Origin of the sequence: Streptomyces sp. rh34, from assembly GCF_002551245.1 — a bacterium.
Lineage (GTDB): Bacteria > Actinomycetota > Actinomycetes > Streptomycetales > Streptomycetaceae > Streptomyces.
The window spans coordinates 1-13422 of the sequence record NZ_NTGZ01000198.1 but is presented as its reverse complement, the minus strand read 5'-3'; the positions used below and the strand labels follow the sequence as shown (position 1 = coordinate 13422).

Below are 13422 nucleotides of genomic sequence, written 5' to 3'. Positions count from 1 at the left end.
AGCGCGGGACCGCGCACGCCCAGGCGGCCGCCCGCCCAGGATGCCGCCCGCCCCCGCCCGGCCTACGCTCGGGCCATGCCCCGCCGTCACCTGCGTATGACCGGTGCAGCCGACTGCTCGCTCGGGACCGCCCTGCGGGCGCTGCGCACCGAACTCGACCTGCCCGCCGCCTTCCCGCCCGAGGTGCTCGCGGAGGCGGCGGAGGCGGCGCGGGGCCCGGACCTGTCGGCCCACGAGGACGCCACGGACCTGCCGTTCCTCACCATCGACCCGCCCACCTCCACGGACCTCGACCAGGCGATGCACCTGGAGCGCCGCCGCCACGGCTTCCGGGTGCACTACGCCATCGCGGACGTCGCCGCGTATGTCCGGCCGGGCGGCGCGCTCGACGCCGAGGCCCACCGCCGGGTCACCACCCTCTACTTCCCCGACGACCGAATCCCCCTCCACCCACCGGTCCTCTCCGAGGGCGCCGCCAGCCTCCTCCCCGGCGAGACCCGCCCGGCCGCGCTGTGGCGGATCGACCTGGACGGCGACGGGCGGGCCGTCGCCACCGACGTACGCCGGGCCCTGGTCCGCAGCCGCGCGAAGCTCGACTACGCGGGCGTCCAACGGCAGATCGACGCGGGCACCGCCGAAGAGCCCCTCGCCCTGCTCCGGGACATCGGGCGGCTGCGCGCGGAACAGGAACGGGCCCGGGGCGGCATCTCGCTCGACGTCCCCGAACAGGAGATCGTCGTACGGGACGACTCCTACGGTCTCGCCTACCGCGCCACGCTCCCCGCCGAGGCCTGGAACGCCCAGATCTCCCTGCTCACCGGCATGGCCGCCGCCCGCCTCATGGCCGACACGGGCACCGGCGTCCTGCGCACCCTGCCGATCGCCCCGGACGGAGCCGTCGCCCGGCTGCGGCGCTCCGCCCGCGCCCTGCGCGTCGACTGGCCGCACCACGTCCCGTACGCCGATGTCGTCCGCTCCCTCGACCCGACGAGGAGCAACCACGCGGCGTTCCTCCAGGAGTGCACCACCCTGCTGCGCGGCGCGGGCTACACCGTCTTCGACGACGGCGAACTCCCCGACCCCGCCGTCCACGCGGCGGTCGCCGACCTCTACACGCACTGCACCGCGCCACTGCGCCGCCTCGTCGACCGGTACGCGTCCGAACTCTGCCTCGCCGCGACCGCCGGGAAGGAACCCCCCGGGTGGGTGCGGGAGGCGCTCCCTTCCCTCCCGAAGGAGATGGCCGAGGGGACGCGCCGCGCGGGCACCGTGGAGCGGGCCTGCGTCGACCTGGTCGAGGCGGCGTTGCTGGAGGGGCACGTGGGCGAGCTCTTCGACGCGTACGTCGTCGACGTCCAGGACCGCGACCCCGCCGCCGGCACGGTCCACCTCCGGGACCCGGCGATCGTCGGCCGGGTCGAGGGCGGCACGGACCCGCTTCCGCTGGGGGAGCGGCTGCGGGTCCGGCTCACGCAGGCGGGTCCGGCGTCGAGGACGGTGCTGTTCGCTCCGGCGTGAGGGGAGACGTCAGCGCGGCGACCACCGCCCGCGGGTCGTCGGCGTGGAAGCGGAGCGTCCGGGTACTCCCACACCGCCCCAGGGGCCGCACGAACTCCACCGGCTCCGTCAGTTCCACCGTCACCGCCGTATGGCTCCCCACCACCAGATCGAGTGTCCCGTCCTCGTCGATCCGGACCAGGGCCCCGTCCGGATAGCGCCGTTCCACCCGGGCGGTCGCGATCACGGCGGCGGGCACCCGCAGGTCGAACAGGGCGCCGTAGCGCAGCCGCAGCGAACCGTCCGCCGTCACGAGATGCGGCCGGGTCACGCAGGCCGCGTGCAGGGCGAGGATGATGACGATCCCGTACACGTCCACCACGAGCAGGATCGCGTGGACCAGCGGCCAGGGGATCACCAGCGCCAGCACCACGGTCTCCACGACGGAGACGAAGAGAAACGCGCACATGATCCCGGTCTGCGGTTCGGTGTACGAGAACGGCCGGGCCCCCTCCGGAATCCGGTGGCGGCGGCGCAGGACCCACAGCCCGAGACTGTGCAGCGCCCGGAACTCGTGCACGACCAGCCGCCGCACGGCCACCGGCACCACCGCACGGACCGCCGCGAGGCCGGCCTCCCGTCGCGTGTCCCCGGCCCGCCGCCGCGCCGCGTACAGCGGCCACATCACGTACGCCTCCAGCGCGAGCACCCCCACGACCAGCGCCTCGGCCCCCAGCAGAACGGCCCCGGGTATCCGGACCCCGGCCACCAGGCAGACCGCCAGCGCGACCTCCCCGGGCAGCACCGCCCACATCGCGGCCCGAGCCGCCCGCAGGCCCCTCGTCCTCCCGGTACTCACGCGTTCCTCCCCCGCACCCGCTCGGCCAGCCCTTCCATCACCCGGCGCACGACCGCGCGCTGCGCGGGCGGGTAGTCGTCGAGCAGCACCCGCCCGAGCCCCGTCGCCGACGGCTCGCCCTCGGGGATCACCGCCAGGACCTCGTCCGGTACGGCGGCGACCAGCTCGGCCGCCAGCGGCGCGACGCGCGGGTCGTCCACCCCGGCCCCGGCCAGTTCGTCGAGCCGCTCGTACAGCGCGAGAACGCCCGGATCCTCGGCCAGCGGCCGCAGCGCGGCGAACACCTCGGCCCCGGCGCCGTCGCCCGCCGCGTCCAGCAACGACAGATGCTCGCGGTCCTTGGCGGCGGCCGGGGACGTGGTGGCGGGCGCCTGCTCCAACAGCGCGGCGAGGGCGGGGGAGAGCGGCCCGTCCGAGGTGAGCGGCGCCCGAAGGAGCACGGCCAGCACCTCCCGCCGCTCGTGGATCTCCCGCTCCTGCCGCGCCAGATCGGCGTCCAGCTCCCCGAGCACCTCGGCCAGCTCCCGCCCCGCGTCGTCGGCGAGCACGTCCCGCACCTCGTCCAGGGAGAGCCCGATCTCCGTCAGCCGCCTGATCCTGGCCAGCAGCACGGCATCGCGGACGGTGTAGGCCCGATAGCCGTTGGCCTGCCGCGCGGGCTCGGGCAGGAGGCCGATGTGGTGGTAGTGCCGGACGGCCCGGGAGGTGACTCCCACGAGTGCGGCGATCTCTCCGATACGCATACGGCCAGTAGAAACGTTGACGCCGCGACAAGGTCAAGCACCGTTTTCCTTACCCCGCTTCCGTCCGCCGTGCCGGCTTCCGCGGCGCCGAATCCTGGATGGTCCCCGAAGGCGTCGCCCTGGTGGCCGAGGTGACCTCCACCAAGCCGCAGGCCGACCGCGAGGCCAAGCGCCGCTGCTACGCGCGCGGGCATCCCGCTCTACCTGCTCATCGACCGGGACGACAGCTCGGTGACGCTGTTCAGCGACCCGGAGAACGACGACTACCGTCAGCTCCTCACGATCCCGTACGGGAAGCCGCTGCCGCTGCCCGAGCCCTTCGCCTTCGATCTGGGGACCGGCGACTTCGGCTGAGGGACACCGACAGGGCTGTCTGTCCGTACGGCCGGTAGGATGGCGATCACGGCAGACGAGTCGTGCGGACGGCCGCGTGAGGATCCTCGGATCCTCCCGAGGAACGTCCGGGCTCCACAGGGCAGGGTGGTGGCTAACGGCCACCCGGGGTGACCCGCGGGACAGTGCCACAGAAAGCAGACCGCCCGGGACTTCGGTCGCGGGTAAGGGTGAAACGGTGGTGTAAGAGACCACCAGCGCCTGAGGTGACTCAGGCGGCTAGGTAAACCCCACCCGGAGCAAGGTCAAGAGGGGTCGTGCCGGAGACGGGACGGCCCTGCGTGAACGTCCGAGGGCGGCTCGCCCGAGTTCACGGGTAGACCGCACGAGGCCGGCAGCAATGCCGGTCCTAGATGGATGGCCGTCTCCCCGGCCGCCGCGAGGCGACCGGGAGACAGAACCCGGCGTACAGCACGGCTCGTCTGCCGCTTACGCCTCTGAGCAGGCACGACACTGCCGGTTCCATGATCTAGAGGGCCCGTGGGGAGTCTGTCGGGAAACGGCCGGGGCACGCGATGCCGGGGGGCGGTCTGCGTGCGGGGCCTCCGCACACTGCGTAGATGATCAATTCCACGGGGTGCCTGCGGAAGGTGCGGGGGTGGCCGGTCAGGCGTCGGGGTCGACTTCGGGGTGCGTGAACCGCACGGGTTTGCCCAGCGACCGCGCGTAGACGATTTCCGCTCGGGTGCTGTCTCCGATGTAGTCGCCGACTACGAGCACCTCGTCCGAGAGCCGGATCTTCGCTCGGTGTAGATCGTCGAGTCGAAGCTTCAGAGCCTCGGCCTCGACGGGATCGGACCAGCGTTCGTGCGGCGACTTCATGTCGCAACCCGGCTTGACGACAATCCTTCCGGCTGTGGTCTCCCGCAGCTCAGCCTCGGTCATCTCGGTCATGAAACGGGTGGAGCCGCAGATCACGACGATGAGTGGGAGGCTCAGCTGCTTCTTCGCGGAGGCGAGCTTCTCCTCGGGGGTGAGCGGCTGCGGGTTGGACACTGGTTCCTCCTAGGGGGGGCGTATTGCGGCTCGGCTGATGTGAGGGTCTGGACATTCCAGGGTCACTGGTTGTTGGCGTTCTGCTGCGTGGCAGCCGCAGCCTGCTGAGGATCGGGACTCGGCCGGATGTTCCGCCGAAGCTCGTGCCAGGCGCTGACGACCTCTGCGACCTTCCCCAGCAGCTCGCGAAGCTGACCGAGGACGAGGAGGACAACGCTGAAGCCGGCCAGGACATAAAGGGTGATGTTGTCCCAGTTCATGCGATCACCCCGCGGGCAGATCCCAAAATGTTCCGCGGGAGCACGCGGTTCAGCCAGCCGAGGTCTGAGCCGAGCCGTTCGAGCTGCCTTCTGGCGTCCTTTCCGTACACGGCGGGGCCCCATCGGAAGCGGAACTGGAGTGCACACCCCGGCACGTCGTCGTGAACAAGTTCGTACGTGCACTGCCGCATGTATCGATCGCTGGTCAAGGGCGGGTCGTCACACGTGCAGTGATGTTCGACGACGCGGAGAGGAAGCCCCCAAACAGGGGCGGGGAGTTTGCCAAGCAGGGTGTCGTGGTCGAGGCGTACGTCACGGCGTGTGTCCAGTTCGAAGATCCAGTCACTGCCGGTCGTCCAAGATCGGCTCGAGTAGGCGGAGTTGGACGTATGGAACAGGGCGACTCTGCGAAGCAACCCCGACCCCAAGGGTGCAACGTCCTCTTCCGCTCCGCGGGTTCGGGGGTATGACTGCTTGTCCTGCCATTCGAAGTCGGTGAGTTCGGGGGAGTCCCACAGTGGTGCTGCGTGCCCCACGGCCAGATCCCTCCGCCGTTCGTCGAGGTAGTCGCTCCATCGCGTACCGGTGATGCCACGGAGGATGAGGCGGCTGTCAGCGCTCGCCAGGGTGAGGTGGAGGTCGTTTCCACGGATCGCGGCGATACGCAGCCCCGCGACACCACCGACCTCGCCGCCACCTCCGACGTACGGCAAGAGGCGATCGCCGGCGTGCCAGGCCACGGGGTAGTTCTCTCCACGCGAAAGTTCAACGTGGCTGTCGAGGTGGACCATGATGGGGTTATCCCAGCTCAGACGCACGCCAGAGATTCCGACCGGGTGAGCGGACCATGTTCCGCCGTCGCTCAGATTCGCCATGACTTGCGACTCGAGCAGTGCCTGTTCGCCCGTGACGTCCGGCAGTGGTGGCAGGTCGTGTGTGCCCTTGAGAGTTTCCAGCGCGAACTGATATGGCTCACCGGTGTAGGTGATCCGCGTTCGAGCCAGGGTGGAGAGGCGTCCACCAGCAGACATGGCACGATCCGTCCTCGAACGCCGCTGCCCCGAAGCGTCCGACAACTGATCGGCGCGCCAAGCAACGGCGCAGTCGGACATACCCGTCAAGTCCGGTGAAGCTAAGGCTTCTTCATCCCGTGTACGACGCTGCACTGGGGCAGCTCAGCGTCGGGACAGGCCCCCTGGTGGCCCCTGGGGAGGCTACCAGGGGGCGCACTGTGTGTACGAGGTTCGTTGCAAGACGCGGTGACCATGGCTGGAGGCGGCGCGGAATGGTGCGTGTACGGGACGCGTATCGCCGACGTCCGGACCACCGCGTTCACCGGCCGTCGCCGCGTCATCGGCCCCTAGTTCATCGGCCCCAGCATGACACCGGGCTGCTGAGCTCCGTTCAAGCCGGGGATATGCCGTCGTGAGGCGCTGACGAACTCATAGATTGCTGTGCGTGCGGCAGCACGTATCGGTTCCAGCGCCTCCCGGGACTGTGCATCGGGAATACGGTCAATCGTCTTGAGGGCTTGCCGGCCCTGGGCTTCCAGGGTTGTGGAGTGCGTCAGAGGCTCGGCCCGGAACATCGCCTCCATCGCGGCAGTCCGCAACCGCTGTGCCTCCGGTGGCCGGTCCAGGGGCGGCTGTCAGTGCTGTCGGTAAGATTGTCCACTTGTGATGAAGGTGCTTCTGGGGATCACTCTGCTGCTTGTTCTCATATCTGCCCTCGTGGGGGGAGTGGTGTTGTGGTCGTACACCCCGTTCAGGGATCGCGTGCGCATGAGTTTGAGAGCCATCAAGCGCCGAGTCGGGGGCGAAGTTGCGAGTCGTCGTCGCGGGTGGGCGCTGCGGGATGCGGAGCCTCTCTTGCAGGAAGGCCAGGAGGTTTTTCCGCAGGTTGTGGCCGGCAGAATCGTGCCTGGACAGGGCCTGACGCCTGAGTGGGTGGTGAGGTGGTGGTACGCCGCGCAGATCAGAATCCCCGTGATGCTGATGGCCACGCTCGGGCTCGCCATCTGCGTCTGGAACGCGCAGGCGCTCCTCACCTGGGGTCCGCGCCCGGCGGAGCAGCATCCTCCAACTCCGGCGCCGTGGGTAGTTCTTCAGCGTCAGATGACGAACCTCTGGGATTTCGTCCAGTCGTGGAGCGGACCTGGCGATGTCTTCAAGGTCCTGCGCGTCCTCATCGTGGTGCTCCTCCTCGCGGGCATCATTCCGTTGATCATCCGATTCGTCAGAGTTTCCGCACAGCGTCCGGACGAACGTGCGCGTCGGGCGCGGATGCGGCGACGCCAGACCTGGCGGGACCCTTCTCGCGATGACTTCGAGCTCTGCTGGCCGGTGGTGGTCCTGGTGTTGACAGCGGTGGAGTGTGGGCGCGAGTACAAGAAGCTGAACACCGATCAGGGTGGGGAAGATGTGCCCCGGGTGTCGTTGAGCGCCGTCGAGAGCGCCCTCTGGCGGAGCCCTCGCCTGCGCCGAGGCAGGGCGAGAGCTCACCAGAATCGGGTCACGGCGGACCACATCGGTCGGGTAGTCGGGGCGTTGCGGGCGGCTGAGGCTCAGCAGGACTCGAACCCCAAGCAGGCGTTGCAGGATCTGACAGTCATGCTGTTGACGATCGCGGAACGGTACGCCGAGGGGAAAGTCAGCCATCTGCTGGACGACGAGCAGATCGGAGACGCGCAGAGGGTTGTCCATCGTGAGTGGGCCCGCTTGCTGGCCCTGGCCGGTGTCGTCGTGTCGGTGATGGCCGGCGCGACCTTCGCGGGCCTTCCGGACGCGGCTCTCACTGCTCTGCTGCCGTTGGTAGTGATCATCACGGGCATCCTCGTATACCGCGACAGGGGCCCCACTCTGGCGCAACTCCGGGACCTGGTGATTCCGCGGTGAGTGCTGCTCGCAGTGCCCTGCCGGGCCGTCTCCCCGCGTTTCCTGGGGAGTCCGTGGGGGGTAGGAGGAGCGCGGGTGGTGAAGCGCCGCCACGCGAGCAGCGCCATGAAACGCCGTTTCCGCTGTTCATCGGGCCTGCCCACCCCGTCGCACCAGCTAGCGACTCCCCGCCTGACCAAACGCGGCGTACACGGCTCGTCCGCCGACACGTCGACAAGGGCCTTCGGCCGGGTGTCTCACCTGGTCGGGCCCTTCCCCGTTCTCGTCGCACCGGTATTTCACCTGCGCGCCGACCCCTTGGCGTGGTCTGCTGCCCGCGGCCGTTGTTCCCCACCCGCCTGGTCGGGAACGTACCGGCCCTGAGGCGGGGAGTGATGCGGGTGACGGAGAGCATGTACGCGGGCGGGGCCATGGCACCGGGCGGGGTACGGATACGTCGGGCTGCGGGCCGGGACGCGGAGGCCGTGACGAAGGTGTTCCTGGCCTCCCGCGCCGCCGCCATGCCGTATCTGCCCCGGGTCCACAGCGACGAGGACACCCTCGCGTGGATCACTCATGTCGTGCTGCCCACCAGCACCGCGGTGTGGGTGGCCGAGGAGGCGGGGGAGGGCGGGGAGCTGCTCGGGTTCGCCGTGCTCGCCGGGGACGACGAGCTCGATCATCTCTATCTGCGGCCCGACGCGCTGCGGCGGGGGATCGGGAGCCGGCTGCTGGCGGAGGTGCGCGGCGCGGCGAAGGGGGGCCTGGAGCTGTACGTGTTCCAGCGCAACGCCGCCGCCCGCGCCTTCTACGAGCGGCACGGGTTCACCGCCGTCGCGTTCGACGACGGTGGCCGCAACGAGGAGAACGAGCCGGACGTGCTCTACCGCCGGCAGCCGTAGCCCGCCGGGCGGCGGGTCAGATGACCGGCGGCCGGCCCAGCCGTGTCATCTGCCACACCGTGGACCAGCGCATGGGGCGGCGCTCCCCGCACGGGGTCCGGACGCCCTCGGCGAAGCCGCCCGCCCAGGCGCGCAGGCCCTTCGGATCGCGGGTGCGGGCGAGGGTGAGCAGGGTCCAGGTGCCGAGATAGGCGGGGACCAGCGGGAGGGGCAGGTTGCGGCGGGCCAGCCAGACCCGGTTGCGGGCCGTCATCCGGTAGTAGACCGCGTGCCGGGCCGGGGACGTCTTGGGGTGCTGGAGCAGCAGTTCGGGCTCGTACAGCACCTTCCAGCCCGCGTCGAGCGCACGCCAGGCGAGGTCCGTCTCCTCGTGGGTGAAGAAGAACTCCGCCGGCCACAGGCCGGTCTCGGCCAGCATCTTCATGGAGAACGCGTGGCCGCCGCCGAGGAAGGCGGTGACCTCGCCGCCGCGCATCGGGTCGCCGGCGCGCAGCCGCGGCACGTGGCGACGCTGCGTCTCGCCGAGCTCGTCGGCGATCCGGAAGCCGACGATGCCGAGCCGGTCATCGGCCGCGAAGTGGTCCCGTACCCGGCGGAAGACGTCCTTCTCGACCAGTAGCCCGTCGTCGTCCAGCTCGATCACCACGTCCACGTCGCCGATCTCGGCGAGCCTGCGCAGACCGGCGTTCCGGCCGCCCGGGCAACCGAGGTTCTCCGGCAGCTCGATCGTGGTCACCCCGCCGTCGAGGTCCTCCAGGCCGGGGAAGGCGGTGAAGTCCGGGAGCGCCGTCCCGTTGCCGATGATCACGAGCCGGGTGGGCCGGACGTCCTGCATGGCGACCGACGCCAGCAGCGCCTCGACCGCCTGCGGGCGGTCCCCCATGGTCACGATGGATACGCCGATGCGTGGTGCGGACAAGTTCGGTACTCCTGGGCTCGGCTGCCGTGCGGCTGCTGGTCGGCTGCGGTGCCCGCGATCGTAACGCCTCGGTGTTCAGTCCGCGGTCGCCGCCCGGCCAACTACGGGCCCGCCGGTGTTCAGCGGGGCGTACAACGCGACGGCCATGCGCCGTCCCGGGGGCCGGTGCGGCTCCCGGGACGGGCCCGCTCCGCGTACCTCACCCCTCCGCCGCCGCCGTCCGGTTCCTTCCGGCCAGGAAGTGCCCGGCGAGCAGGGCGCCGGCCAGGACCAGGGCGGAGTTCACGAGGATGGCGGTGGAGACGCCGGACAGGACCGCCTCCGGCCCCGTCGCGGCCCCCGTCCGGGCGGTGACGATCGCGCTCATCACCGGGATGCCGAGGGTGATGCCGACCTGCTGGGTCATCGTCGCCAGTCCGGTGGCCCGCCCCTGCTCCTCGTCGGGCAGGCCCGAGGTGGCCGTGACCATGAAGCCGACGATCATCAGCATGTTGCCCACACCGCCGACGAAGGTGGCCGCCAGCAGGAGCCAGATCCAGGAGCCGGACGTGCCGAGCGCGACGAGGGAGAGCGTGGCGCCAGCCTGGACGACTCCGCCCAGCACGATGGCGCGCCGGTTGCCGAACCGGCCCACCGCCCGTCCGCCGAGCATCCCGCCGACGACCGTGCCGACGCCCAGCACGCCGAACGCGAGGCCGGTGGCCAGCGCGGAGTAGCCGAGGACCTCCTGGAGGTACAGGGTGAGCAGGAACACCAGCGAGGTCTCGGTGACGAAGGCGATCAGCCCGGCGGCGTTGCCCCAGACGACGCTCCGCCGCTTCAGGATGTGCATCGGGACGAGCGGTGCGGTGGCCCGCTGCTCGATGCGGACGAACGCGATCAGGAGGGCGGCGCCGGCGGCCAGGGAGGCCAGCGTGGTGGAGGCGGTCCAGCCGGTCTCGCCGGCCTGGGTGAGGCCGAGGACGAGCAGCAGCAGCCCGCCGGTGACGGTGACCGCGCCGGGCACGTCCAGCCGGGGCCGCCGCTCCGGCCGGGAGTCGGCGATCACGGACGGGGCCAGGATCACGACCAGGGCCGCGACCGGTACGTTGATGAAGAAGGCCCAGCGCCAGGAGAGCAGGTCCGTCAGGAGGCCGCCGAGGATCGCTCCGGCGGTGAACCCGGCCGACATCAGGGCGCCGTTGAGCCCCAGCGCCCGTTCGCGCAGCGGCCCCTCCTTGAACGCGGTGGTCAGCAGGGCGAGACCGGCGGGGGTGACGGCCGCGGTGGCCAGACCCTGGAGCACGCGGGCGATGAGGAGGACCTCGGGCGAGGTGGCGAGGCCGCCGAGCGCGGAGGAGAGACCGAGGACGACCATGCCGCCGATGAACAGGTTCTTGCGGCCGACGAGGTCGGCGACGCGTCCGAAGAGCAGCGTGAATCCGGCGGCGGCGAGCGCGAAGGACGTGGCGATCCACTGGAGGTCGGCGAGGGAGAAGCCGAGCCCCTCCCCGACGACGGGCAGTGCCACGTTCAGGATCGAGAAGTCCACCGCGATCATGAACTGGGACCCGAGCAGCAGGGCAAGCACGAGCTTCTGGCGTCTCGTCATGCGTGGGCCGGCGGCGCGGGGGACGGTCGTCGGTCCGGTGGGAGTGGGGGCGGGAGTGGGTGCGGGGGCGTTACGGGACATGGCAGGGACGCCTTCCTGAGCACGGAATTGCTTAACGGTTCTCTGGTTCCGTTAAGGTGGGTGTCACCGTAACAGGGGTAGCGTCGTTAATGGAACTGGAGACCCGTTATGACTTCTGAAGGTTCTGAGGGCGTCGACGCCGACGGCGGGGAGCCGGGCACCGTGCGGCCCGGTGGCCGCACCGCCCGGGTGCGGGAGGCGGTACTGCGTGCCGCCGGGGACGCGCTGGTCGAGCACGGCTTCGACGGGCTCGACCTGGCCGACGTCGCCCGGCGGGCCGAGGTCGGCAAGACGACCGTCTACCGGCGCTGGTCCGCGCCCGCCGGGCTGGTGGCCGATCTGCTCTCGGACATGGCGGAGCAGTCGCTGCCGCGCACGGACACCGGTTCGCTGGCCGGGGACCTCAGGGCCAACGCCCGCCTCGTGGTCCGCACGCTGACCGACCCCCGGCAGGGGCCCCTCTTCGTGGCCGTCATCGCCGCCGCCACCTGCGACCCCCGGGCCGCCGACGCCCTGCACCGCTTCTACGCGGTGCGGATCGGGGAGTGGTCGGGCTGTGTCGAGGCGGCGGTCGATCGCGGCGAAGTGCCCGCCGGCACGGACCCGGGCGAGGTGATCGCGGCGGTGTCGGCGCCCCTCTACTACCGGCTGCTGGCCAGCGGAGCGCCGCTGGACGAGGAGGCGGCGGACCGGGCCGCCGCCGCGGCGGTCGCCGCCGCGCGGGACGGGGTGTACGTGCGGTGAGGGGTGGGGGGAGCCCATGACGGAGACCGGTTTCACGGCGCCCGGACGCACGTCGATAAGGTGCCGGAATGATATTCGGTAAAGCCGGGTTCGGGGGAGCTGTCGCCGACTTCGAGGCGGCGGTGACCGCGCAGGACGCCAAGCGCTCCGGCAAGGCGTTCGTCCGGTTGCAGGAGACCTTCGGGCAGGCCAGGGAGTCGGAGCTGCTGGACGGCGGGCCGCGGCTCGCCGCCGTGCTGGAGCAGGTGCCGCCCGGCCCCCGTGCCGTCGTCGCCGTGCTCGTCGGGGCCTGCGTCGAGCGCGGCGCGGACGCCGAGCGCTGCGCACCGGGGGTGCTGGCCGGGCTGCGATGGGCCCTGGAGCAGGCCCTGGTGTTCTCGGAGGCGTGGGTCGCGACCGGCGGCGGCGCGTTCCCCGTTCCGGACGGGGGCGAACCGGGCCCGGAACCCGTGGAGCGGGCCGGTTCCGACGCGGCCGTCGGCTGGTGGACCCTTCCCCAGTGGGAGATGGCCGCCGTCGCGATGCTGAACCACCCCGGCGTGCGGCGGGCGGCCGGTTTCCGGGGCGAGGCGCTGCGGCTGCTCGGTGCGGTGGAGCGGGCCTCCGGCGCGGAGCTGAAGTCCCTCGCCTACGCGCTGCTCGTGCTGGACGACGAACCGCTCGTCGCCCTCCACCGGGCGAGCGGTACCGGCTACCTCCTGCGGCTCTCCGGCATCGGGGACAACTTCCAGCTGCACACCCTGCTCGCCGACGCGCTCGTCGGCGGTGGCCATGTGGAGGGCCACGCGCCGTCGGCGCAGGAGGCGGCCGTCTGCCGGGAGACCCCCGGTCAGGTGGACACCGTGGGCTCCTTCGACCTGGTGGCCCCGGACGGCGAAACCATCTGGAACGAGGGCACCCCCGCCGACATCCCCGTCGTCGACGGCGTCCGGCTGCTGGTTCTGGACGAGCCGTCCTACCGGCGGTCCTGGCCCGCGGGCCGCTTCTTCCCCGGCATGCGCGGCGACGCCCTGCTGGAGCGCGCTCTCGACCCGGGGGAGACGGAACGCTGGTACGCCTACGTCTCCCCGGCCAAGGACGCCACCGGCTGAACCGCCGCCCCCGGGAGGCGGTTCAGCCGATCCGGGCGCCCGTTCCGCTGACCCGGATCCGGGTGTCGCCCGTGCGCAGTTCGACGGTGAGCGTGCCGGGGCGGCCCATGTCCGCCCCCTGGTGCAGCGTCAGCACGGCCGCGTCCGGTACGAGCCCCAGCTCCCGGGCGTACGCGCCGAAGGCCGCCGCCGCGGCACCCGTCGCCGGGTCCTCGACGACCCCGCCCACCGGGAACGGGTCCCGGACGTGGAAGACCCCGGGCCCCTCGCGCCACGCCAGTTGCAGCGTGGTCAGGTCGAGCCGGTGCATCAGCGCTTCGAGGCGTGCGAAGTCGTAGTCCAGGTCCGCCAGCCGCTCCCGGGTGGCGGCGGCCAGCACCAGGTGCCGGGCCCCCGCGTAGGCGATCCGGGGCGGCAGCGCCGGGTCGAGATCGCCGGCCGCCCAGTCCAGGGCCTGTCTCTTATACACATCT

13 protein-coding genes, 1 other RNA gene and 1 pseudogene are annotated in these 13422 nt (G+C 71.4%); 7 read left to right on the top strand and 8 right to left on the bottom strand.

Going from position 1 to position 13422, the window contains the following annotated elements; translation table 11 throughout:
* Positions 1 to 75 precede the first annotated feature (75 nt).
* On the top strand, positions 76 to 1518 hold the full coding sequence (locus CR470_RS28010) for an RNB domain-containing ribonuclease (protein WP_373561446.1): 1443 nt from the start codon (positions 76 to 78) through the stop codon (positions 1516 to 1518).
* On the opposite strand, the gene CR470_RS28005 is transcribed toward CR470_RS28010, so the two are convergent.
* Positions 1469 to 2311, bottom strand: coding sequence for a hypothetical protein (locus CR470_RS28005; protein ID WP_097870291.1), 843 nt, complete (start codon positions 2309 to 2311; stop codon positions 1469 to 1471). The two genes, CR470_RS28010 and CR470_RS28005, sit on opposite strands and share 50 nt — an antisense overlap.
* 41 nt (positions 2312 to 2352) lie before the next feature.
* A complete protein-coding gene (locus CR470_RS28000) occupies positions 2353 to 3099 on the bottom strand; it encodes a MerR family transcriptional regulator (protein ID WP_097870290.1) in 747 nt (248 codons plus the stop codon).
* A 68-nt stretch (positions 3100 to 3167) separates the two neighbouring features.
* On the opposite strand from CR470_RS28000, the pseudogene CR470_RS27995 reads away from it, so the two are divergent.
* Positions 3168 to 3453 (top strand): annotated as a pseudogene (locus tag CR470_RS27995) (Uma2 family endonuclease); the annotation flags it as partial.
* A gap of 56 nt (positions 3454 to 3509) precedes the next feature.
* An RNA gene (rnpB, locus tag CR470_RS27990) (RNase P RNA component class A) lies at positions 3510 to 3917 on the top strand.
* Between the two features lie 181 nt (positions 3918 to 4098).
* Here rnpB and CR470_RS27985 read toward each other — a convergent pair.
* The 3 genes from CR470_RS27985 to CR470_RS27975 all read right to left on the bottom strand — a co-directional run bounded on the left by CR470_RS27985 (position 4099) and on the right by CR470_RS27975 (position 5779).
* On the bottom strand, positions 4099 to 4488 hold the full coding sequence (locus CR470_RS27985) for a hypothetical protein (RefSeq protein WP_097870289.1): 390 nt from the start codon (positions 4486 to 4488) through the stop codon (positions 4099 to 4101).
* A 62-nt stretch (positions 4489 to 4550) separates the two neighbouring features.
* Positions 4551 to 4748 carry a hypothetical protein gene (locus tag CR470_RS27980; RefSeq protein WP_097870288.1) on the bottom strand — a complete coding sequence of 66 codons (198 nt, stop codon included), beginning with the start codon at positions 4746 to 4748 and terminating at the stop codon, positions 4551 to 4553.
* Positions 4745 to 5779, bottom strand: coding sequence for a hypothetical protein (locus CR470_RS27975; RefSeq protein ID WP_143663885.1), 1035 nt, complete (start codon positions 5777 to 5779; stop codon positions 4745 to 4747). The genes CR470_RS27980 and CR470_RS27975 overlap by 4 nt, the downstream gene beginning before the upstream one ends.
* A 648-nt stretch (positions 5780 to 6427) precedes the next feature.
* Between CR470_RS27975 and CR470_RS40795 the strand changes: the two genes are divergently transcribed.
* A complete protein-coding gene (locus CR470_RS40795) occupies positions 6428 to 7642 on the top strand; it encodes a hypothetical protein (RefSeq protein ID WP_257138940.1) in 1215 nt (404 codons plus the stop codon).
* 374 nt (positions 7643 to 8016) lie between these two features.
* A complete protein-coding gene (locus CR470_RS27965; RefSeq protein WP_257138939.1) occupies positions 8017 to 8523 on the top strand; it encodes a GNAT family N-acetyltransferase in 507 nt (168 codons plus the stop codon).
* 16 nt (positions 8524 to 8539) lie between these two features.
* Here the strand turns inward: CR470_RS27965 and CR470_RS27960 are convergent, their stop codons facing one another.
* Both CR470_RS27960 and CR470_RS27955 read right to left on the bottom strand, forming a co-directional pair.
* Positions 8540 to 9442 (bottom strand): glycosyltransferase family 2 protein, encoded by a 903-nt coding sequence (locus CR470_RS27960; protein ID WP_097870286.1) that lies wholly within the window; start codon positions 9440 to 9442, stop codon positions 8540 to 8542.
* 199 nt (positions 9443 to 9641) lie between these two features.
* Positions 9642 to 11033: an MFS transporter gene (locus CR470_RS27955; RefSeq protein ID WP_097870285.1), complete on the bottom strand. Its 1392-nt coding sequence runs from the start codon at positions 11031 to 11033 to the stop codon at positions 9642 to 9644.
* Between the two features lie 189 nt (positions 11034 to 11222).
* Here CR470_RS27955 and CR470_RS27950 point away from each other — a divergent pair, with 189 nt between their 5' ends.
* Together CR470_RS27950 and CR470_RS27945 are read left to right on the top strand one after the other, a co-directional pair.
* Positions 11223 to 11858: a TetR/AcrR family transcriptional regulator gene (locus tag CR470_RS27950; protein WP_179892388.1), complete on the top strand. Its 636-nt coding sequence runs from the start codon at positions 11223 to 11225 to the stop codon at positions 11856 to 11858.
* A gap of 68 nt (positions 11859 to 11926) precedes the next feature.
* Positions 11927 to 12949: a hypothetical protein gene (locus CR470_RS27945; RefSeq protein WP_097870284.1), complete on the top strand. Its 1023-nt coding sequence runs from the start codon at positions 11927 to 11929 to the stop codon at positions 12947 to 12949.
* Between the two features lie 22 nt (positions 12950 to 12971).
* Here the strand turns inward: CR470_RS27945 and CR470_RS27940 are convergent.
* Positions 12972 to 13422 (bottom strand): PhzF family phenazine biosynthesis protein (locus CR470_RS27940; RefSeq protein WP_143663884.1); only part of this gene is annotated, 451 nt, incomplete at its 5' end.